23 protein-coding genes and 2 tRNA genes are annotated in these 20,994 nt (G+C 53.2%); 8 read left to right on the top strand and 17 right to left on the bottom strand.

Annotated features, from left to right (window positions below; genetic code table 11):
• Nucleotides 1–10: 10 nt before the first annotated feature.
• The 12 genes from ACI0FJ_RS01745 to ACI0FJ_RS01690 are packed head-to-tail and all read right to left on the bottom strand — an operon-like array spanning nt 11 to nt 10,157.
• A complete protein-coding gene (locus tag ACI0FJ_RS01745) occupies nt 11–1,612 on the bottom strand; it encodes a complex I subunit 4 family protein (protein WP_424306444.1) in 1,602 nt (533 codons plus the stop codon).
• Between the two features lie 24 nt (nt 1,613–1,636).
• Nucleotides 1,637–3,430, bottom strand: a complete 1,794-nt coding sequence (locus ACI0FJ_RS01740; RefSeq protein ID WP_424298180.1) for a Na(+)/H(+) antiporter subunit D — start codon at nt 3,428–3,430, stop codon at nt 1,637–1,639.
• Complete coding sequence (locus ACI0FJ_RS01735; RefSeq protein ID WP_424298178.1) at nt 3,417–3,677, bottom strand: hypothetical protein; 261 nt, start codon at nt 3,675–3,677, stop codon at nt 3,417–3,419. The genes ACI0FJ_RS01740 and ACI0FJ_RS01735 overlap by 14 nt, the downstream gene beginning before the upstream one ends.
• Nucleotides 3,678–3,692: 15 nt before the next feature.
• Entirely contained in the window at nt 3,693–5,180 is a 1,488-nt protein-coding gene (locus ACI0FJ_RS01730) for a monovalent cation/H+ antiporter subunit D family protein (protein ID WP_424298176.1), read from the bottom strand.
• A gap of 3 nt (nt 5,181–5,183) precedes the next feature.
• A complete protein-coding gene (gene nuoK / locus ACI0FJ_RS01725; protein WP_424298174.1) occupies nt 5,184–5,492 on the bottom strand; it encodes an NADH-quinone oxidoreductase subunit NuoK in 309 nt (102 codons plus the stop codon).
• Complete coding sequence (locus ACI0FJ_RS01720; RefSeq protein WP_424298172.1) at nt 5,489–5,998, bottom strand: NADH-quinone oxidoreductase subunit J; 510 nt, start codon at nt 5,996–5,998, stop codon at nt 5,489–5,491. Before ACI0FJ_RS01720 ends, nuoK begins: the two co-directional genes overlap by 4 nt.
• On the bottom strand, nt 5,998–6,561 hold the full coding sequence (locus tag ACI0FJ_RS01715) for a 4Fe-4S binding protein (RefSeq protein WP_424298170.1): 564 nt from the start codon (nt 6,559–6,561) through the stop codon (nt 5,998–6,000). The genes ACI0FJ_RS01720 and ACI0FJ_RS01715 overlap by 1 nt, the downstream gene beginning before the upstream one ends.
• Nucleotides 6,562–6,585: 24 nt before the next feature.
• Nucleotides 6,586–7,566: an NADH-quinone oxidoreductase subunit NuoH gene (gene nuoH, locus ACI0FJ_RS01710; RefSeq protein WP_424298168.1), complete on the bottom strand. Its 981-nt coding sequence runs from the start codon at nt 7,564–7,566 to the stop codon at nt 6,586–6,588.
• 6 nt (nt 7,567–7,572) lie between these two features.
• Nucleotides 7,573–8,727 carry an NADH-quinone oxidoreductase subunit D gene (locus ACI0FJ_RS01705; protein ID WP_424298166.1) on the bottom strand — a complete coding sequence of 385 codons (1,155 nt, stop codon included), beginning with the start codon at nt 8,725–8,727 and terminating at the stop codon, nt 7,573–7,575.
• 4 nt (nt 8,728–8,731) lie between these two features.
• The gene (locus tag ACI0FJ_RS01700; RefSeq protein ID WP_424298164.1) at nt 8,732–9,259 is read right to left on the bottom strand and encodes an NADH-quinone oxidoreductase subunit C; all 528 of its coding nucleotides are present in this window, start codon (nt 9,257–9,259) and stop codon (nt 8,732–8,734) included.
• Nucleotides 9,256–9,801, bottom strand: a complete 546-nt coding sequence (locus ACI0FJ_RS01695; RefSeq protein ID WP_424298162.1) for an NADH-quinone oxidoreductase subunit B — start codon at nt 9,799–9,801, stop codon at nt 9,256–9,258. The genes ACI0FJ_RS01700 and ACI0FJ_RS01695 overlap by 4 nt, the downstream gene beginning before the upstream one ends.
• Entirely contained in the window at nt 9,777–10,157 is a 381-nt protein-coding gene (locus tag ACI0FJ_RS01690) for an NADH-quinone oxidoreductase subunit A (protein ID WP_424298160.1), read from the bottom strand. Before ACI0FJ_RS01690 ends, ACI0FJ_RS01695 begins: the two co-directional genes overlap by 25 nt.
• 409 nt (nt 10,158–10,566) lie before the next feature.
• On the opposite strand from ACI0FJ_RS01690, the gene ACI0FJ_RS01685 reads away from it, so the two are divergent.
• Nucleotides 10,567–11,733 (top strand): two-component system sensor histidine kinase NtrB, encoded by a 1,167-nt coding sequence (locus ACI0FJ_RS01685; RefSeq protein WP_424298158.1) that lies wholly within the window; start codon nt 10,567–10,569, stop codon nt 11,731–11,733.
• 565 nt (nt 11,734–12,298) lie between these two features.
• Here ACI0FJ_RS01685 and ACI0FJ_RS01680 read toward each other — a convergent pair.
• A complete protein-coding gene (locus tag ACI0FJ_RS01680; RefSeq protein WP_424298156.1) occupies nt 12,299–12,643 on the bottom strand; it encodes a hypothetical protein in 345 nt (114 codons plus the stop codon).
• A 92-nt stretch (nt 12,644–12,735) separates the two neighbouring features.
• Entirely contained in the window at nt 12,736–13,020 is a 285-nt protein-coding gene (locus ACI0FJ_RS01675; RefSeq protein WP_424298154.1) for a hypothetical protein, read from the bottom strand.
• A 314-nt stretch (nt 13,021–13,334) separates the two neighbouring features.
• Here ACI0FJ_RS01675 and ACI0FJ_RS01670 point away from each other — a divergent pair, with 314 nt between their 5' ends.
• The 3 genes from ACI0FJ_RS01670 to ACI0FJ_RS01660 all read left to right on the top strand — a co-directional run bounded on the left by ACI0FJ_RS01670 (nt 13,335) and on the right by ACI0FJ_RS01660 (nt 15,259).
• Nucleotides 13,335–14,066, top strand: coding sequence for a 2-phosphosulfolactate phosphatase (locus ACI0FJ_RS01670; RefSeq protein WP_424298152.1), 732 nt, complete (start codon nt 13,335–13,337; stop codon nt 14,064–14,066).
• Nucleotides 14,067–14,076: 10 nt separating this feature from the next.
• Entirely contained in the window at nt 14,077–14,262 is a 186-nt protein-coding gene (locus tag ACI0FJ_RS01665; protein ID WP_424298150.1) for a dual CXXC motif small (seleno)protein, read from the top strand.
• 94 nt (nt 14,263–14,356) lie between these two features.
• Nucleotides 14,357–15,259, top strand: coding sequence for a lytic murein transglycosylase (locus ACI0FJ_RS01660; protein ID WP_424298148.1), 903 nt, complete (start codon nt 14,357–14,359; stop codon nt 15,257–15,259).
• A 124-nt stretch (nt 15,260–15,383) separates the two neighbouring features.
• Here ACI0FJ_RS01660 and ACI0FJ_RS01655 read toward each other — a convergent pair.
• The 3 genes from ACI0FJ_RS01655 to ACI0FJ_RS01645 all read right to left on the bottom strand — a co-directional run bounded on the left by ACI0FJ_RS01655 (nt 15,384) and on the right by ACI0FJ_RS01645 (nt 16,098).
• Nucleotides 15,384–15,460: transfer RNA gene (locus ACI0FJ_RS01655), tRNA-Arg, on the bottom strand.
• A 65-nt stretch (nt 15,461–15,525) separates the two neighbouring features.
• Nucleotides 15,526–15,602: transfer RNA gene (locus ACI0FJ_RS01650), tRNA-Arg, on the bottom strand.
• A gap of 61 nt (nt 15,603–15,663) precedes the next feature.
• Nucleotides 15,664–16,098 (bottom strand): pyridoxamine 5'-phosphate oxidase family protein, encoded by a 435-nt coding sequence (locus ACI0FJ_RS01645; protein ID WP_424298146.1) that lies wholly within the window; start codon nt 16,096–16,098, stop codon nt 15,664–15,666.
• Nucleotides 16,099–16,270: 172 nt separating this feature from the next.
• On the opposite strand from ACI0FJ_RS01645, the gene ACI0FJ_RS01640 reads away from it, so the two are divergent.
• The 4 genes from ACI0FJ_RS01640 to ACI0FJ_RS01625 all read left to right on the top strand — a co-directional run bounded on the left by ACI0FJ_RS01640 (nt 16,271) and on the right by ACI0FJ_RS01625 (nt 20,966).
• Nucleotides 16,271–16,969: a phosphoadenosine phosphosulfate reductase family protein gene (locus tag ACI0FJ_RS01640; protein ID WP_424298144.1), complete on the top strand. Its 699-nt coding sequence runs from the start codon at nt 16,271–16,273 to the stop codon at nt 16,967–16,969.
• Between the two features lie 4 nt (nt 16,970–16,973).
• The gene (locus ACI0FJ_RS01635; protein ID WP_424298142.1) at nt 16,974–18,011 is read left to right on the top strand and encodes a hypothetical protein; all 1,038 of its coding nucleotides are present in this window, start codon (nt 16,974–16,976) and stop codon (nt 18,009–18,011) included.
• A 121-nt stretch (nt 18,012–18,132) separates the two neighbouring features.
• Complete coding sequence (gene ispG / locus ACI0FJ_RS01630) at nt 18,133–19,233, top strand: flavodoxin-dependent (E)-4-hydroxy-3-methylbut-2-enyl-diphosphate synthase (protein ID WP_424298140.1); 1,101 nt, start codon at nt 18,133–18,135, stop codon at nt 19,231–19,233.
• A 2-nt stretch (nt 19,234–19,235) separates the two neighbouring features.
• Entirely contained in the window at nt 19,236–20,966 is a 1,731-nt protein-coding gene (locus ACI0FJ_RS01625) for a proline--tRNA ligase (RefSeq protein WP_424298138.1), read from the top strand.
• The last annotated feature ends 28 nt before the right edge of the window (nt 20,967–20,994 follow it).

Raw genomic sequence — 20,994 nt, 5'->3', positions numbered from 1 at the left:
GTCATCCGGTCTATTCCAAGCCCTGGCCGACGAACTTCGTCAGTTCGGCCATGGCTGTGCGCACCTGCTCGGGAAACCCTGCAGCCTGCTTTTGAGCTTCAGTGCCCTCATCGACCAGCAGTGTTTTTGATGTCCGCTCGGATTCGAAATTGGTCAGAAGTTTTTTGACCGAAGGATCGATGATGTTCAAAGCAAACGTAGGGGCTAGCCCGATGTACACTGTGAACACAGCCAGCGGAGCCAAGTATATCCATTCACGCGGGGTCAGATCCCACCATTTATTATCCTTTGGTGAAGGCGTCTCGCCCACCGGAGCGTAGGCCATGCGCTGAGTCAACCGCAGCATGTACGCCGCTCCGAGCATGGCTCCGGGAATGGCAATAAAGCCAAGCAGTATGCTTCCCTTAAAAGTGCCGATAAGCACCAAGGCCTCACCAACAAAACTGTTCAGCCCCGGAAAGCCCAACGATGATAAGGCGAACAGCCCCCAAAATCCCATGAATGCGGGCAGATACTTGCCCATCCCCATGTTGTCCCGGATCTCACGGCTGTGGCTGCGTTCGTAGACCGCCCCGATCATCATAAAGAGACCGCCGGTAACGATGCCATGGTTCAACATAACCATGAGTGCGCCTTCCACGCCACGCAGGTTGAACATGAAAATGCCCAAGGTGCAGAAGCCCATATGAGCGACGGATGAATAGGCAATGAGCTTTTTGAGGTCGGTCTGCCCCAGGCAGATGAATCCGCCGTACAATATGCCAGCCAACGAAAGACCAATCATAAGCGGTGCAAAGGTAACGCAGGCATCCGGCGTGATGGGTAGGCAGAAACGCAGGAACCCATACGCACCCATCTTAATGAGTACGGAAGCCAGGATAACCGATCCGGCGCTTGGTGCTTCCACATGAGCGGCAGGCAGCCATGTGTGGAACGGGAACATGGGCACTTTGATGGCAAAAGCCAGAGCCATTGCCAGAAATGCCCAGAACTGGAACCTGTATGAAAAGGAATGCTGCATGATCTCCGGAATGGAGAACGTGCCCGTCTCGCGAAAGAAAGCAACCATGGCCACCAGCAGCAATGTGGACCCGGCCAGTGTATACAGGAAAAACTTGATGGATGCGTAGTTTTTCCGCGGCCCGCCCCACACTGCAATAAGCAGGTACATAGGCACGAGCATGGCTTCCCAGAAAACATAGAAAAGGATGAAGTCCAATGCACAGAAAACGCCTATACATGCCGACGTCATAAGCAGCAGGCAGAAGTGGAACTCCCGCGAGCGGAATTTGATGTACGTCCAGGAACACAGCACGCACAGAGGCAGGATGCCTATGGTCAACAGCACCATAAAATAGCTGATGCCGTCGATACCCAAATTGTAGTTCAGGCCAAGGGAAGGAACCCAAGGCACAAACTCGACGAATTGAAAGCCCGCCTCACCAACATTGAAGAACCGCAGCAATGGCAAGGCCAGCAGAATTTCCACAACCGAGGCGGCCAGAGTGAAGACCCGGCACAAGCCATCGTGTTTAAAGAAAAAGAGCATGGCTGCCGCAACAAGCGGAAAGAATATCAGTGAGGTCAGAACAGGATAGCCGACGTCGATCATGTTCACTTCGCTCCGTTGTGCGCGTTAGCGGTTCGCTGCCCAGACAATGACCATGACGACAATGGCCGCAACCACGGCCCCGGCCATGTAGTCCCCAAGACGGCCGGTCTGCGTTCCTGCAGCCCGTCGCCCAATTCCGCGAGTCGTGTAGGCTGTACCGTCCACCACACCGTCGATAGCCTTGACGTCGAAGATCGAAGTCAGTCGGCCACCTGCCAAAAGGAGCCGCATACCGACCACACGGTAAACCGTTGTCCATATGGAATCGGCCCAGGCAAACGGCTTGCTTACAAAGAACAAGAAAGCCTTGGCGCCGAGGCGGTAGAAGTACTCGAAATCCAGATTGAGCTGTACGTGCGGCTTCATGGTCTTGCGCATCAGGTAAAAGGCAAGGCCGGTAAAGGACAGCAACATGAGAGACTGGAGCACCTTCCAGGATGTCCAGGGGTGGAACTCGACCGGTTCGAAAGGCAGCAGCGAGTACAGCATTTGCGGATACACACCCTGCAGAATGCACAAGGATGCTCCCATGAACATGGCGATATACATGTTTACGGGAATAGGTCTGATCTTGCGCTTCACATCATTGGGCTTGCCACCCCAGAACGCGAAGTATGGAAGCTTGATCCCCACAGAGAGGAAAGTGCCGACGGCAGCCACTTCCATTCCCAATCCGAGCAGCGTCCGATGATCTTCGAACGCCCCTGCGATGGTCATGGTTTTGGATATAAAGCCGTTGAACACAGGCCAGCCTGAGATGGAAAGGCCAGCCACCATGTAGGCCAGCATGACCAGGGGCAGTCTGCCCACCAGCCCTCCGAGTTCAGTCAGCTTGGCTGTTCCGCAAGAATAAAGGATTGCGCCGACGCTCATAAAAAGCAGGCCCTTGTACAGAATATGGGCATACGCATGGGCGCAGGCACCGTTGATGGTCATGGCAGTACCGATGCCGATACCCGCCACCATGTACCCGACCTGCGACATGATGTGATAGGAGAGAATTCGCCGAGCATTGTTTTCCATTGTCGCGTAGATAACGCCGTAGATAGCCATGCCCACACCCATCCAGGCCAGAAAATCCACCCCGGCAAAAGCTCTCGCCAGAGTGTACACAGCCGTTTTGGTCGTGAAGGCACTCATGAAGACGGCACCAGTGATGGTTGCCTCCGGATAGGCGTCCGGCAGCCAGGCGTGCAGGCCGATGAAGGCGGCATTGACGCCAAAACCAATCAGTATGAGCCAGTCATAGTACTGCATGTTGCTCACATCCACGGCATCGAACGCGAACGTATGGATGGCCTTGTAACGAAGCAAAAAACCAGCAAGCACGAACAGGCCGCCCAAGGTATGGATGAGGAAATACCTGAAGGCCGCAGACCCCGCCTTTTTGTTATCCTTGACGTTGTACCAGACCAGCATGGTCGATCCCACGCTCATCAATTCAAGGAAAAGAAAAAGAGAAAGGTAGTCGCCCGAAAATACGGCTCCGAGTCCCCCACCCACATAGATCAGCGCAAAAATGTGCTGCGCTTTCTCCCGCAGATGAAACGCGTAGATAAAACCTATAAGCGCCTGAATGGCGAAAACATTGGCAAAAATTATGGACAGCCGATCCACACGCCCCAGATAAAGGTCGAAGCCCATCCAGTTCAGCCCGCCGTAATTGCCCGGCGACATATTCAACACCGAGACTATGGCAATTAAGGCCGGGAGAGGCAGAAGCCAACGCCACCACCTTCCAGGAAAGAACGGCAACGCTGCGGCCAGAGCAAAAAAACCGGCAGCCGGGTGGTAGAAGAAGGTGCTAATCTGACTCATAGAAATCCTCGGGTACGCTGACCAGATGTGAAAGGATTTTCTTGACCAGATAGATCAGGACAAGTCCGACCCCAAGAGCGAAAACAGGCCAAAACCCTACGTACGATTCCTCGTGCACATGGGGATGGTGCGGGTGAATAACCACGTTGAGCAGGACCAGCACCGCAAGGGCAGCAAAAAACAGCCACTTGAAGGTATCGGCCTTTTCCCGCCAGCTCAGGAAGAGTTCAGCAAGCCATTGTTTCATCTCGTCCACTCCCTGCTAGAAATGACCGAAGGCCTTGACAAAGTTGAGAAACAGCTCCGGCCACAATCCCAAAACAACGGACATTATGGATGTGAGCACCAGGGGAATGACCATGGACATGGCCGGTTCCGAGTACTTTTTGAGGTCCACTCCTTCAGCCGCCGGCATGAAGAAAGCCCGATATATGATGGGACCGAAATAACTTGCGTTAAGGATGGTCGAGGCCAGCAGTGCAATGATGAGGATGACCTGCTTGGCCTGGATGGCTCCGTTGACAAGGTACCATTTGGTTACGAACCCGCAGGCCAATGGTACGCCAATCATGGACAACGAAGCTACGGAAAAGGCGGTAAATGTTATGGGCATACGCCAGCCGTATCCGCCCATCTGGCTGATTTTCTTGTTGTGCGTGGCCACGTAGATGGCCCCGGCTCCCATAAAGAGTGTAATTTTGGAAAAGGCATGGTTGGCAATGTGCAGAACTCCGCCCTGCACCGCGTACGGAGTGAGCATGGCCACACCGATGATCACGTAGGACAGCTGACTGACCGTGGAATAGGCCAACCGTGCTTTAAGGTCATCCTTTGTAAGTGCAATGATGGAAGCCACAACGATGGTGAAGGCCGCCAGAAACGCCGTGGGAATTCCCAGATTCAAGGCATCCATGGTGGTTACGCCAAAGCCGGACAGGATAATCCGGCACACGCAGAACACGCCCGCCTTGACCACCGCCACTGCGTGCAGCAAAGCCGAAACCGGGGTTGGGGCCACCATGGCTGACGGCAGCCAGTTATGAAATGGCATCAGAGCGGCCTTCGCCAACCCTGCAATATACAGGATGTAGGTGATTATCACCAAGGTCGGATGTTCCTGCACCGGGAACGGCATGCCCGTGACAATGTCCCCCAGGTGGAAATCCAGTGTTCCGCAAAGCACGTAAGTCAGCACCATTGCCGGAAGCAGAAAGAGCTTGGAGGTACCCATCAGGTAGACCAGATATTTTCTGGCACCGGAGTAGGCTTCCAAATCCTGGTGATGTGCAACCAGGGGATAGGTGAAAATGGTGATGACTTCATAGAACAGATACAGCGTGAACACGTTGGCGGAAAAGGCCACGCCAACCGCTCCGAAAATAGCCACGGCAAAACAGAAGTAGTACCGCGTCTGGGCATGTTCGTTCAGCCCGCGCATGTAGCCGACGTTGTAACTGGTAACCAGAATCCAAAGAAACGTGGCAATCAAAGCGAATACCAGAGATAAGCCGTCCACGCAGAACGTGACGGTAATGCCCGGCAGAATGGTAAAAAGATGAAAAAGCCAGATTTTTCCGTTCAGTACAGCAGGCACCATGGACAGGATAGACACGAAGGCTGCCCCTGCCGCGATAAATGAAACTGCTTCGCGATTGTCTTTCCAATGCCTGTTGCGCCAGATGAAGAACGGCGCGAAAAACGTGATGATGAGGGGTATGAGAACCCGTGTACTTTCGATGTATTCGGTCATGCCCTACCCCTTGAGTGTCGATACGAGGTCGCTTTCAGCGTGCTTGAACCGTTTAGCCACAACGACGATGATGGCCAGCACCAATGTTGCCTCGGCAGCCGCAAGCCCCATGACCAAAAGAGTGGCCAGCTGACCAAGCGTGCTGTCCGCCGGGGTAAGCTGGGCCGCGGCCACAATAGACAGACCGGCGCCGTTAAGCATGAGTTCCACGCAGATGAGCATGCCAACCAAGCTTCTGCGAAATACTATGCCATATAGGCCTATGCACAAAAGCATCAGTGCCACCAGCTGATAGAGAGTCAGGGCGCTCATTCGGATTTCCTCCTCTTGAATGCCAGCAGAACGGCGGCTGACATGGCCACCAAAAGCACTACGGATATCAGTTCAAATGCCAGGATGTACGGTTCCATAAGTCCCTGCCCCAACTGGATGGCACTTACGGAATCCGGCTTGTCCGAACTGGTCGGAGCCATGGTCATGATGACCCAGCCGAAGGCGAAAGCCGGAGCCACAGCGCCCATCAGAGCAAACAGATATTTGCGAATAGGCCGGTCCTTGCGTTCTTCCCCGCCAGCTGGTGCACGCGTAAGCATGATGGCGAAAAAAATCAGGATGACCACAGCGCCCACATATATGAGCAGCTGCATAAGAGCCACAAATGGAGCATTGAGGAGAAGATACATGCCGGAAACGCCGAACAAAGTAAGGATAAGCCCTACCAGCGCCCGGACCAGACTGGACGAAAGCGCTGCAGCCAGTCCTCCCACGGCAATGACGATGGTATAGAAGACAAAAAGAAACTTGGCAGCAAATTCCATCAGCTCGCCTCCCTTTTGCTGGAGGAAGCGGGTGCATCGGAGGAACTGGCTGCCTGGGCCGCCTGCTCCTTGAGCCGCTTGACCAGATCGTATTCAAAATCCTTGCGCTCAAAACCGGCAAGGTAGACATCCGTAGAAAATCGGAGTGAACCTACCGGGCAGTTCTGGACGCATAACCCGCACAAACTGCAAAGGTTGTAGTCCAAGAGCAGGCCTTTAGGCGTTTTGACCGCTTTGGGCTTGGGAGCCGGCTTGCCAGCCTCTTCGGCCGCCCTGAGCTCTTCCTCGGTGGGTTTGATCTTGGGGGACTTCTTGACGATGATGCAGCCGGACGGACAGACACTCTGGCACATCATGCAACTGATACATTTGGGCACTGCCGGATCCTTGGGCTTGCCCACCAGCTCTATATGCCCTCTGAATGTGGTGATGTTATCCACCACTTGCCGGGGGTAATGAACCGTAACCTGTTTCTTGGCAAACTCCGACCCGGTTACCCGCAGCCCCACGAGAAGGCTCCAGACTCCCTTGAGCGCGTCGCCGAATTCCCTGTACAGAGACATTGTTTCTCCCTTGGCCTGAAACAGTTACACCAGCTTGATCACGATGGCCGTTACGAGCAGGTTGATAACTCCCAACGGGAGCAGCCACTTCCAGTTGATGTTCAGAAGCTGGTCGAACCGTACGCGTGGATAGGTCCAGCGAAACCACATCATAACCAGCAACAGCACATACACTTTGGCCAGGAACCACCAGACCCCGGAATAAAAAGGCCCTTTCCAGCCTCCCAGAAACAAGACTGTTGCCACGGAGCAGACCACAATCATATTGGCGTATTCCGCCAGAAAGAACATCCCAAATCCCATGCCGGAATATTCAGTATGGAAACCTGCGGTCAGTTCGCTTTCCCCTTCGGGCAGGTCGAACGGTGCTCGGTTGGTCTCGCCTAATGCACTGGTGAAATAGATTATAAAGGCCAGAGGCTGCAGCGCAATATTCCATTGCCACGGCCATTGTCCCTGCTGCGCTGTTATCTCTCGCAGATCAAGAGTGCCCGTCATAAAAGCAATGGCCAGCACGGCCAGAAGCAAGGGGATTTCGTAAGCAACGCTCTGTGATACGGCACGCGCCGCACCAAGCAGCCCCCATTTGTTGTTGGAAGCCCAGCCCGCCAGACACAGCGACAGCACGGCAAATCCAGCATAAGCCAGAATAAGCACCAGCCCCAGGTTCGTATCCAGAGAGTACAACTCCTCTCCGAACGGAACAGGCATGAAAAGGACAAAAACCGGCAAAAACGCCAAAATAGGTGCCAGCCAGTACAGAAACTTGTCCGCACCGTCAGGTGTCAGCAACTGCTTGCCGATCAGTTTGGCGGCATCGGCCACGGTCTGCAGAATTCCATGCGGCCCCACTTCGTACGGTCCGGGCCTGCGCTGCACATGTCCGGCAACTTTGCGCTCCAGATACACCAGAACCACGGCATTCAGGCCGACAAATGCAGCCAATGCGACGAGTCCGACAACCAGACGAACCAACTCAGGGGGAGTGACGACATTGATATTCATGCAAACCTACCTGTCGATTTCCGGTATAACCAGGTCCAGGCTGCCAAGTATGGCAACGGCATCGGCCAGAAGTACCCCCTGGGAAGCCTCGGCAAAAAGACTCAGGTTGCAGAAGCTCGGAGCCCTCAGTTTGACCCGATACGGCATCTTGCCGCCGTCCGAAACAACCCAGACACCGATTTTCCCCTTGTTCCCCTCCACCGCGAAGTAGGCCTCGCCCTTTGGTGCGGACCACTTTGGTTTCGGGGCTCCCTTGATGATGTAATCGCCTTCGGGAATGGACGCCAGGGCCTGTTCGATGATCCGCAACGACTGTTCGATCTCGTCCATGCGCACCATGTAGCGCGCAAAGGCATCGCAATCGTCATAAGTGGGGACCACAAAATCGAACCTGTCGTAAATCGAGTACGGTTCGGCACGGCGCACGTCGTATTCCACACCCGATCCACGAACAACAGGGCCGGTGGCCCCATAGCGACGGCAAAGGTCTTTGGAGAAATGCCCCACGCCTTCGGCACGCTTGCGCAGAATCACGTTGTCCGTAACCAGATCTTTATAAATCGGCATTCTGGAACGCTGAAACGGAATATACTCCCGAACCATGTCCAGCAACTTGTCGCTCAGATCTGCAGAGACACCGCCGAACCGATAATAACAGTACGTAAGCCGCGAGCCGGTAGGGATCTGGAGGATGTCCATAATCTTTTCCCGGTCCTCAAAAGCGTACATAATGGGAGTAAAAGCCCCCAGGTCAAGAAGATAGGCCCCAAACCAAAGCAGGTGGGCGCTGATACGGTTGAGTTCACAGGTAATGACCCGGATGTATTCGGCACGCTCCGGCACCTCTATCCCGGCCAGTTTTTCCACCGCGCCAACATAAGCCCAGTTCCAGGCCAGGGCATGCAGATAATCTGTTCTTCCCATGTTGGGCAAATACTGGGTCCAGGACTTCACCTCTCCCATTTTTTCATGCATGCGGTGGATGTAACCAAGAACGGGTTCGGCACGTTTGATATACTCACCATCCAGTTCCACGATAATGCGCAAAACACCGTGCGTGGATGGATGCTGCGGGCCCATATTCAGAATGAGCGTATCTTCCGTGGGACCGGGCTGGAAATGGCGCGTATAATAATCGCCTTGCTCGAAGTAGGTGCTCATCGTTTCAGGCCCCCTCGCTCGTGGCTGGTTCTTCGGCCTCTCCCGCCTCCTCAGCCGGCTCTGGTTCCGGAGCCAACATATGCTCAACAAACAACTCTGACGCAGGCTTGCGTTTCTTGTCTTCCTTGATCAGCGGATGGCAGTCGGCGTCCTCGGCCAAAAGAAGAGGCGTCATATTGGGATGATCGGTAAACTCGATCCCATAAAAATCGTGAGTCTCGCGCTCATGCCAGTTGGCGCCTTGATAGATATGTGAAATGGTAGGAATTTTAGGATTGTCGTGAGGAATAACGGCTCGGATGGTGATGCGGCCTGCTTGGTCGAAGTGAGCGAAGTGGTAGACAACCTCAAACCCCTCCTCCATATCCAGGCCACAGACATCCTCGATGTGGTAGCCCTTTGCAGCCATGTCTCGTGCGGCAGTCACCACTTTTTCCGGCCGGACGTGAAAGACCAGATCGGACCCTGTTTTTCCATGATCCGACTCAAAAGCCGCGAGAACGGGAAAGGCGAATGCTGTGCATTTGCTCATGCCTGATCTCCCTTCACGGGCGGCATTTCAGCTACCGGCCAGAAACGTTTGCCCGTTATCTTTTTCTGCAACATGAACAGCCCTTCCAGCAGACCTTCGGGTCTGGGAGGACAACCGGGCACGTAGACATCAACCGGAAGCAGCTGGTCCACGCCCTCGACGATTCCGTATTGCCCCTTGAACTTGAAGGGGCCACCCGAGATGGCGCAGTTGCCGAGCGCCATAACGTATTTGGGAGCGGGAATCTGTTCATAAAGGCGAACCACGGCCGGGGCGAACTTTTTGGTAACGGTACCGGCCACGATCATAAGGTCACTCTGACGCGGTGAAGGCCGGAATACTTCCGCTCCAAACCGGGCCATATCGAACCGGGCCATGCCCACTGCCATCATTTCGATAGCGCAGCAGGCAATCCCGAATGTCATGGGCCACAAGGACATGGCCCGACACAGGTCGAGAAATTCCTGGGCCAACTCCATCCGCAGCGGTGGTTCCGCCACATCGGTAACGGCCGTTCTTAACTGATGATCCGGCGCGGCCATGTGAAAACTCCTTTTCTCCAAAAATAAACAATGCCCGCAGCAAGCACGAACAGGAATATGAAGACTTTGATCAACGGAATCCATCCCTCGGAGTGTGGATAGTACACAGCAACCGGGAAGAGGTAGAGAACATCAACGTCAAAGGCGAGGAAAATAAGGGCATAAATGTAGTAATTAATGCCGAAACGAGTCCAGGACGGACCGTGAGGCATCATTCCACATTCGTAAGGCAAGCCTATATCGCCGCCTTGCGCCCGAGGAGAAAGAAGCATGGCACCCGCCAACGGTCCCGCAGCAAAGGCCAAGCCCGCCACGAGAAAGAGGAGGATTCCAAGGTTGAGCCAAGTAAAAACCATAAGGCCCTCCCGCAGAATTTCAAAAGATCTTAACTGAGGACGAGTTTTTGAGTACGGGTAAGTATAATCACTGGAAAGAGCTTTATGTCAAGAGGTAATTAATTTTTTCACAACATAAAGCCGCTTGTGCAATTTCTTCACATGCTGTTTTTCTGTCAAAATAACCCGCTTTCATGCCCTATTCGAATCCACAATCTTTTTTGCATTCTATTTTCCGTTATGGTGTCTTTTACAAGTAGACGACCAATACACTATGCAATCTTTGACAAATGCAATTTGCGGTTGCTAACACGCACTAGCCAACGAAAAAGTCTCAACCAGTTTCACGCCTGAAAAAATTCTAAAATATAATATGCCCAAGTTTGTCTTCCTACTATTATGGGAGGACACTATGTTTAGAGGATTTCCTATGCCCTCCCCGTTAATGAACAATACGCTACTCGAACTGCTTGATTTTCCGGCAGCCCTTATAGATAGCCAAGGAGTAGTGTCTGAGGTCAACACAGCCTGGAGTTCCCTGGACAAACTCCCCGTTGGCACCGACTTTTTTGCCGCCTGCAAAAATAAAAAAACACCGTATGTAAATCAGAGCCAGGAAGTCGCTTATGCTGTTGAGGCTGTTTTGCAGCAGCACATGGACAATCTGAAGCTCTCTGTTCGCCCCCGGGAAACTGAAATCCCCATGGTACTCACCATAAAAGGGTACCCTGGCCCCAAGGGGCGATACGTGGCAATCCTTCACGGCGATGTTTCCCAAAGCGGAGAAAAACTGAGGCAAACAATAAAGGACCAAGCTCTTAAGGCTGCCGAAGCACTGGCCAGAGGCTTTGCTGCCGAAATGAATAATATTTTAGGCGCTATCATGGGCTTTACGGAAATGGCCCGTGAGGGGATGGCCGAGAACGATCCGGCCGGAGACGATCTGGACGAAGTGCTGCGCCTTTTGCGCCGAGCGACATCGCTGACTTCTTCCATGCAGGCTTTCGGGCGTTCCGAATCCATTCCCCGCCAAAGCGTCGCCTTTATTCCAGCAGTACGCGAGGCCCTGCAAAGACTGCTGCCTTCGTTCCCCCCGCATGTCCGACTAAACACCGGCCCCATGCCGGACCACAGCATAGAAGTCTTGATATCTCAACCACAGTTGCTTCAGATTTTTCGTAAAATATTCCAAAACACATGGGAGTCAACAGACAAAAACATACTACTAGAGGTCAGCATTACTCATCATAAACCGAATATAACCACCCAATGCCACGGTCCGACAGAAGAATGCGTTGTTCTCAAAATCTGTGATGACGGCCCAGGAATGGACTCCCAAACCTGCGAAAAGATTTTTGAACCTCTCTTTACGACAAAACCCATGTCTACCGGAATGGGCCTTACGCTCATTCATGGCATCATATCCTCTCTCGGTGGAACCATCGAAGTAAGCTCAGCCCCAGGCAGCGGAACATGTGTTGAAATCCTCCTTCCGGTGCTTGATGACAACACGGCGAGAATGCACAAGGCCATGTATGAAAACGGCAAAAGCACACGCTCATCCCAATGCGCCAGTCGGCAAAGATCTTCTTGCTGAGCCCCCCCAAAAACAAGCTAGAAAATATCGGAACAGTCTCTGTGCACTCCCCTTTAGGCACTGTTGCCGTCTGGAGTGCCGCTTTCTCCATGTACACAACAAATTTACGGGAATTACCGGCTGCCAAATCCCTTTCCTCTGGAACGTTGGTTCACTTGCGCCTTTTCTGACACGCCTTCCATCGAGAATACTTACCCCAATGTATGTGGGCCAATTCCCCGTTGAAAATGGAAGGAATATCTCCCCCGCCATTTGTGCAGACGAAATGCCCAGTAGCATCGACGAAGAAATAAAAAGGGCTATCCAACAGTACGACGTACCGGATTGGTACTTGGTGCCACTGAGCACGAAGAAGAAAAGGAAGACATTGAACAAGCCGGTACTATGAGGGGAGAGTGCAACCTAAGAAACAATGAGAACAAAGAATTACAGAGTCCTAGACATGAGGCCGCATAAGAAAAGCCCGACGGTAAGCAGTCGGGCTTTTTCCTGGCATCTTGCAGCGTTTGTCCGCAGATGGACAAGCTTTTTATACTTTCCCCCACAAGGAAAACGATTCTGAAAACTACGCTTTGCGGCTGGTGCGTTTGGGAGTCTCCAAAACAACAGCCGTACCATAACATGCGTAGTATTTCTCCCCTTCTGGATGAAAAGAAACATTTTCACGATAGCCCAAAATGGCATCCGCCCCGGCATCCAAGGCGTTCTTGATCATACCGAAAAAAGCGTTGTCCGGATTGTACCCACGCGAAACAACAAGGCCAAAAACAAAACGGACATCCCTTCCCGGAATATTCTCCGTGGTTACGATCTTAACCTTGCCACTGAAATATCCATCACGCGCCTCGTCATACCTGACGTCGTCATCGATAACTTCCCGCACACGCTTTTTCCCGCTGAAAAGGGCCATGCATTTTCCTTACGTTGAAAAGTTGGACTGTCCCGCAGCAATTTATCATACACGCCGACGCTGCATACGGAACCATTTTTTGTATTGGCAGATCACTTCTTTGTGCGCTGGGCAAAAGACATGGCATCTTGTGCCATGCGATTTCGCTGAACCAATGCTTTTACCAACGCGTCCCCCCTACTGGCATCCACAGGAGCGACGTTCTTTTTCCTCACAACATTGTCCTCACCTTCGGAAACAGGTTCCACACGGAGGGGCTCTGCTGTAAAGATCTTCTTGTCGTTTTGCTCAAGCAGCCGCCGCATGGCTTTGATTTCTCCCAGCAATTCCCGCTGGGTCGCAAGTATTTCACGCAGTAGTTGCTGATCAGTTTCCATACGCTCTCACATTTTATTGTTCAGAAAAGTTCCCCTTGCCTCTTCCGGAAGCCGCGGCAGGACAGACGAAATAGCTCCGTGACGCAAGGGGAATGCAGCATCCTCCCGGGCAGCCCATTCACGTACGTCTATCTCCACGATATCACGCAGTTTTTCCAAAAAAGGAACAAAACTCGAAGCCCTCTGTAAGGGCAAAAGAGGAATCCAGACTGTACCATCACTCATATTCTTCGTATATACTTTGCCTTTGTTTAGCTCAAGCACTCCGCTTTACTTGCCCTCACAGCCAAGGCATACTCAGGACGGAGGTTTTCATGCGAACAGAACTATCCCACCTACTCTCCGGGGCTTCCAGAGCCCGCGGAACCACGGTCATCATTGATATATTCCGGGCGTGTACCACTGCCTGCTTTGCCTATGCATCCGGAGCCGAGACGATTTACCCAGTCGCTACCCTTGAAGAAGCCTACCGGCTCAAAGAAATCTTTCCCAAAGCCGTTCTTGTAGGCGAACGCAACACCATTCCCCCCGAAGGATTCGACTTCGGCAACTCTCCATCTGCAATGGAACAGGCCGACCTCGCAGGAAAAACCATAATCCATGCAACCAGCGCGGGGACTCCGGGAATCGTCGCTGCCCTGAAGACTGCAGATGAAGTAATCACCGGAGCGTTCGTCAACGCGACAGCGGTCACCGATTATCTGCTCGAAAAAAATCCAGACATCTGTGTTATCGTCTCCATGGGCACCAAGGGAACGACCCGGTCGACAGAAGACGATTTATGCGGGATCTACCTCAAAAACCAAATGGAAGAATTTCCCAATTCCATGAAGGCCATCCGACGCCACCTTCGCGATGCGCCGGTAGCGCAAAAATTTTTCGATCCTGAAAAAATCCACGCCCCCGAACGGGACTTCGACCTATGCTTGAGTGTTGACTTATTCAACTTTGTTCTCAAAGCGGAACAAACCGAGCATGGCCCAATACTGCGCAAAGTGGACATGCCCCCCAAGGAGCACCCGGAGAGACCAGATGCCCTTGCATAGGACAATAAAAGTGCCGGGCAAAAAAATGCCCGACTGCAAACAGTGCGGGCGAGAACTCGACTTCTGCCGTGCATGCCAACGAATCTACTTGTACTGCTCGCACTGCGATCGACAGTTCGACATTCGCGACTACCTGGACGATCTGCCGGAAGCTGTGGAGGAAGCAGCTGCCATGATTCCCATGGACCGGATATAACCAGATTCTTTTCCCACCCAAACCAAAGGGTTTTTCTTTGTTGTTAACACTCCCATACTGTTACCGTTCCAAGAGCCGCGGTGCAGCATGTATTGTGCTGATCTTTGCCCTGTTGCTGATTCCCGGATTCAGGCCTGCCCTTCAGGCGGCCACCCCGGAAAATTCCGCTCCTCCAATCTGGGCTCCGCTCATCAACCGGATGGTTGAAGATGGTCTGCCCCGTCCGACGCTGGAAAAAATCTTTTCGGAAGACGATGTGCATTTCGACCCGCAAGTCATGGCTACAAAGATGAGTTCGCTGCTCAAAATCAAAACCTCTCCTCCTGCCAAAAGAAAACCGTCAGCCGCAAAAGTCATCTCCAAATACATTCAGCCCAGCCAGCTGGCCAAAGCACACAAGTTTCTTGAGGATTACCGTCCGCTGCTTGAAAAAATCGAAAAGAAAGACAAAATTCCGCCAGAAATCCTCGTTGCCATTCTCCTGGTGGAAACCAGGCTTGGCACCTATCTGGGGCGGGATAACGCCTTCAACATTCTGGCAAGCATGGCATTATGCGAAGACTTCCGACATGTTCAGCCATACCTGCCAATGAACACGATATCCCCTCGTCTGCAAAAATGGCTGGTGCGGCGCACCAAACAAAAAGCCGACTGGGCCTACGAGGAACTCCTGGCATTTGTTGAATATGCATTGGGAACGGAAGCGGATCCTCTGACCATCCCGAGTTCTCCATACGGAGCCATAGGAATGTGCCAGTTCATGCCTAGCAACGCCCTCCGTTTTGGCGAAGACGGCGACGGAGACGGACATGTGGATTTGTTTAGCGCACCTGATGCCCTCTACAGTATTGCCAACTATCTTGTGTACCATGGATGGAAGGCGGGCCTTTCGGAAAAAAGACAACGCAAGGTTATCTACCATTACAATCACAGCCATTCCTACACGCTGACAGTGGTTACAGTGGCAGGGCGGCTCAAGGCGATGGAAAACAAGTAAAGATGAAACAGAAATGTGGGGCGGCTCCTCAGTTAAATAAAAACGCCACGTGAATTCACATGGCGTTTTTATTTGGAGCGTATCGCTTCGGGCATTACATCCCGTCGGCATGGCTTCTCCCAAGTGGTGCGCCCGGAAGGATTCGAACCTCCGACCTTCTGATTCGTAGTCAGGCGCTCTATCCAGCTGAGCTACGGGCGCAAGGGAGAATATTATGAAAGATGAGAGGTCGGAAGTGTACTTGAACCGATCTCTTAATTCCGAAGTGGTGCGCCCGGAAGGATTCGAACCTCCGACCTTCTGATTCGTAGTCAGGCACTCTATCCAGCTGAGCTACGGGCGCGTTCGGGAAAAAGCTTCTAAAGTTTGCCGCGCTATTCGTCAAGCGTTTTTTCAAAAAAAAATTATTCAACTTTCACAAAATAGGAGTCAATTACTCCGTCCAGAAGCAAAAAGGACGTAACCTGCACTCTGATCACGGCGGAATCCGGATGTTCTACCAGCTTGCGCACATTGGGACAGCGCTGTACAAACGCCTCGCGCAACTGGCGGTCCTCATCGGCATTCTCCACCACATGGCAGCACCCTTCGATGGTCAGAGCCTTTGCCATATCTCGCTTGTCCACATCGTCTTCGCGGGTGTCTATCAGCAACGAGACGTTCGGATTACGCAAACTATTCTGAAACTTCTTGGTACTACGAGAAGTGACCAAGTAGATGCTTCGACAATCTTCCGAAGCCATATACGACATGAGCGAACAATGGGGATGATTTTCGGAAACAGTTGCAAGAACGCAAATGTCCTTGCCACGAACCAAAGATTGAATTTTGTCCAGCATGAGCGCTCCTTGCCCCAACAAAGTATGGGAGATAGTCTTCACTACTGCTTTTGATGTTACCCCGGATACACAGACGGTTGCAAGTAGGGATTAAAAAAAAACGTCAACCGATAAAATAACCACCTATATACTTTAACTAAATCATCCAAAAAAAAACTCTGTGAGTCCCGATATGCACACACCCACTGTGAAATCCCTTGCCGAAAAAATCTCCGCTAGTCTGCACCTGCTTTCCCGCCTGAGCAAAGAATTTTCACCTGCACATACAAGGGTAGCCTGGACTGGCGGCAAAGACTCCACTGTTCTGCTCCACCTTTGGCTGCAGGTCTGCACCCCCATTCAGGTCCCTGCTCTGGCCCTGGCCGTTGATACCGGCTGCAAATTCCAGGAAACGCTTGAATTCCGTTCACGCATGCAAAAAGAATGGAAAGTCGACTGCCATGTTATCCATTCAACTCCTGCCCCGGATTACCCCATAGCACGGGATAAACCAAAGTGCTGCCTCGACCTCAAGGTAAAGCCACTCAAGCAGGCAATATGCGATACAGAAACAAACCTTTTGCTTGTCGGCCTGCGTCACGACGAACATCCATCGCGCTCCAGACTCCCGGAAACGGAACTCTATACAGAGCCGGAACATACCCGCGCTTACCCTCTTCTGGACTGGACCGAAATGGACATTTGGGCCTATATCATGGACACACGGATGCCGTACTGTTCGTTATACGATCAGGGGTATCGTTCACTGGGGTGTATGCCCTGCACCACCCATCCGGACACCATATCCGGCAGCGACACAAATGAACGGGCAGGGCGTGCCTGGGATAAGGAAAAACATCTCGAACAACTGCATAGCCTGGGGTATTTCTAACTTTATGAAGCGCACGTTTATGCTCGCAGTACTGGTTGGTGCTTTTCTCTGCCTTGGGGCTGCCTGTTCCCAACAGGAACCGCAAACCTGCCCCATTCCATCACCCGTGGAAGGCGAAGCCGTTGTCGTCCGCCTCGCTCTGAAAGGACCAGCCTCGGAAACCGATGCGGAGATTTCCGGACTCGCCTGGCATGATGAGACACTCATACTTTTGCCTCAATATCCAGACTGGGATAATTTTCAAGGGTATTCCCGCCTTTTCGGCCTTGCCAAAGGAGACGTGGTCAACGCCATCGTCTCTCCCTCGCATGGCCCTCTTACCCCTTTTCCCATTCAGTTGGTCACACCGAATCTTCGTACGCTCATCCCCGGTTTTGAAGGATTCGAAGCCATATCCGTACGCGAGGACAATGCCTGGCTGGCCATTGAAAGCAAAAGAGCCGGAGAAAGACAGGGCTATCTTATCAAAGGAGAATTTTCTGCCGACGGAAAGACACTAACCCTGGACCCGGATTCCCTCATTCTCATCGGTCAGCAGGAAACACTGCCGGGCATGTCATGGGAAAGCCTGCTGGTAGACGGTACTCGAGTGGGAGCAATTTTTGAAGCAAACGGTAAAAACGTGACCCCGGAACCACAGATGCGCCTTTTCGACCTCAACTGCAACGATAATGGATTCATGTCTTTTCCCAACTTGGAATATCGGGTCACGGACGCCAGCGATACGGACGCTGACGGCAACTTCTGGGTCATCAACTATTTCTGGCCCGGCGAAAAATGGCTGCTCAATCCGGCACCGGACCCACTGGCGGAGTGTGTTTCCCCCAACGCCACCCATTCCAGACTTCCGCAGGTGGAGAGGTTGGTGAAACTCCGTGTTACTGCCGACGGAACATCCGCCCCGGAACAAACAATCAATCTGCAGTTGGCTACCGAACCAAGAAACTGGGAAGGATTGGTCAAACTGGATGATATGGGTTTTCTGCTGGCAACCGATAAATTCCCGGAAACAATACTTGCCTTTGTGCCTGCTCCCCATTAGCCACGGGGAAACATCATTCCGGGATGGTTATACAGCAAACAGAATTTTTGCCCATGGGGAAGCCAAGACGCGAAGCGTCAGCCGTTTCGCAGCTCCCATTGCAAACAGGACAACAGATCAAATGACGCACCTGCCTTCTCCCGTTCGTCGGACAACGCGCCCCATACGGCTGGGTCCCTTTACCATAGGTGACGGCCAACCCATACGCGTTCAAAGCATGACCAACACCAAAACCTGCGACGTGGAATCCACCGTCTGCCAGATACAGGACCTTGTGCGGGCCGGGTGTGAAATAGTACGGCTGGCCCTGCGTGATGAAAAGGACGCTGCCGCGCTTCCGGAAATCATCAGCAGGACAAGCGTGCCCTTGGTTGCGGATATCCACTTCGACTACCGTTTGGCACTGGCCGCCGCAGAAGCAGGCATCCACGGGCTACGCATCAATCCCGGAAACATCGGGGGCGACGACAAGGTTGACCGCGTGGTGGACGCTGCCAAAGACAAGGGTTTGCCCATACGCATCGGCGTGAACTCCGGATCGGTAGAAAAAAAACTGCTGGAACGTTTTGGCGGCCCCACACCGGAAGCCATGGTTGAGAGTGCACTCCACCACGTTCATCTGTTGGAAAAACGCAACTTCGACCAAATCAAAATTTCCCTTAAATCGTCATCGGTTCCCGGCACTGTGGCCGCCTACCGGCTGATGGCCGACCGGTGCGAGTACCCGCTGCATATCGGGGTGACTGAAGCTGGTACCCTGGTACGCGGCACGGTCAAATCATCCGTGGGACTCGGCCTGCTTTTGTCCGAAGGGATCGGCGATACTCTGCGGGTGTCTCTGACGCACGACCCGGTCAAGGAAATGCTCGTGGCCTGGGAATTGCTCCGTTCCCTGGATATCCGGGCCCGTGGGCCGGAAATTGTTTCGTGCCCAACCTGCGGACGCACGGAGATCGACCTCATCGGCCTGGCCCAGGAGGTCGAACAGCGCCTGGAACCGATCCAGGAAATATTCAAGGTTGCCGTCATGGGCTGCCCGGTCAACGGCCCGGGAGAGGCCCGCGAGGCAGACATCGGCATTGCCGGAGGACGCGACAAGGGGATTATTTTTCGCAAGGGTGAAGTTATCCGCAGCGTGCGCGGCGACCGCGACACCCTGCTTGCCGCGTTTATGGAAGAAATCGAAAAATTCACCAAAGAAAACAAGACACAAGGGGAATAACAATGCGTTGGAGTGCAAGCTACATACCCACTCTCAAAGAAGCGCCGCGCGACGCAGAGGTCATCAGCCACAAGCTGCTGGCCCGCGCCGGATTCATCCGCCAACTTACCAGCGGCATGTATACTTTTCTGCCTCTGGGCCTGCGCTCGCTGAACAAGGTCGCGGCCATCGTCCGTGAGGAAATGAACCGGGCCGGAGCCCTGGAAATCCTCATGCCCATGGTGCAGCCTGCCGAGCTGTGGAAGGAATCGGGACGCTGGGATTTTTACGGACGAGAACTTCTGCGTATCAAAGACCGCAAAGACAGTGACTTCTGCCTTGGCCCCACGCACGAGGAAGTGGTTACCGATCTGGTACGGGGCGAAGTCCGTTCCTACCGTCAGCTCCCTCTGAACCTGTACCAAATTCAGACCAAGTTCCGTGATGAAATCCGTCCTCGCTTCGGACTGATGCGCTGCCGTGAATTCGTTATGAAGGATGGCTATTCGTTCGACCGCGACGAAACCGGAGCGGAAACCTCCTACAAGGCCATGTTCAATGCTTATGTTGCTGCGTTTAAACGCCTCGGGCTCGACTTCAAGCCTGTAGAGGCCGATTCCGGCTCCATTGGCGGCAGTTTTTCGCACGAATTCATGGTGCTTGCGGATACTGGCGAGGATACCATAGCCACCTGCCCTGCCTGTGAATACGCAGCCAACCAGGAAAAAGCGGTTTCCGCCCCCGTAGAGGCCACACAGCCTTCCCCCTGCCCTCCCATGGAAAAGGTGGACACCCCTGCACAGCATACGGTGGAAGAGGTCGCCGCATTCCTCAAAACCACACCACAGCAGGTTCTCAAGACGCTGCTTTTCGAGGTCGACGGCAAAGCCGTTGCCGCACTGGTTCGGGGCGACCATGAACTCAATGAGATCAAGCTGAAAAACTATTTCGACGCCACCGACATCCAGCTGGCCTCGCCCGAACAGGTAAAGGAATGGACCAAGGCGGAAGTCGGGTTCGCCGGTCCCGCTGGACTCAAGGTGGATACCATTATTGCCGACCTGTCCCTGCAGTCGGGCAACGACTGGGTGGCTGGAGCCAACGCTACAGATACCCACGTTCTCCATCTGGACCTGAACCGAGACTGTGAAGTCGACGCCTATGCCGACCTGCGCAATGTGGCCGCAGGCGATCCGTGCCCTCGCTGCAACACTGCCATGGAATTGAAAAAGGGCATTGAAGTCGGGCATGTGTTCAAGCTCGGCACCAAATACTCCAAGGCCCTGAACGCCACGTACCTTGACGAGAACGGCAAGGAACAGGTTATGATCATGGGCTGTTACGGCATCGGCGTATCCCGCATCGTGGCCTCTGCCATAGAGCAGAACAACGATGAAAACGGCATTATATTCCCGCCCACCATCGCACCCTTTGAGGCCGTGGTCATTTCCTTGGGCGGCAAAAACAAGGATGTCGACGCCAAGGCCGAGGAACTTTACAACACCATGAACAAGCTCGGTATTGACACTATTTACGACGACCGTGACGAACGGCCGGGAGTGAAGTTCAAGGACGCCGATCTGGTGGGCTTCCCCATCCAGATCGTTCTCGGCGGCAAGGGGCTGGAAAAGGGAATTGTCGAGGCCAAGGACAGGCGTACTGGCGAAAAAACGGAATTGCCCCTCGAAAACTTCGAACAGGCACTGTCCGAATGGCGCGCCAAGGTATGGGAAGGCTGGAACCTGGAGCTGTAGAAAAGACGGTTTCCGGCCGACCGCCCCG

Origin of the sequence: Desulfovibrio sp. 7SRBS1, assembly GCF_049723905.1 — a bacterium.
Taxonomy (GTDB): Bacteria; Desulfobacterota; Desulfovibrionia; order Desulfovibrionales; family Desulfovibrionaceae.
The sequence above is the reverse complement of the archived record's forward strand: the minus strand, read 5'-3'. Positions and strand labels throughout refer to the sequence as shown.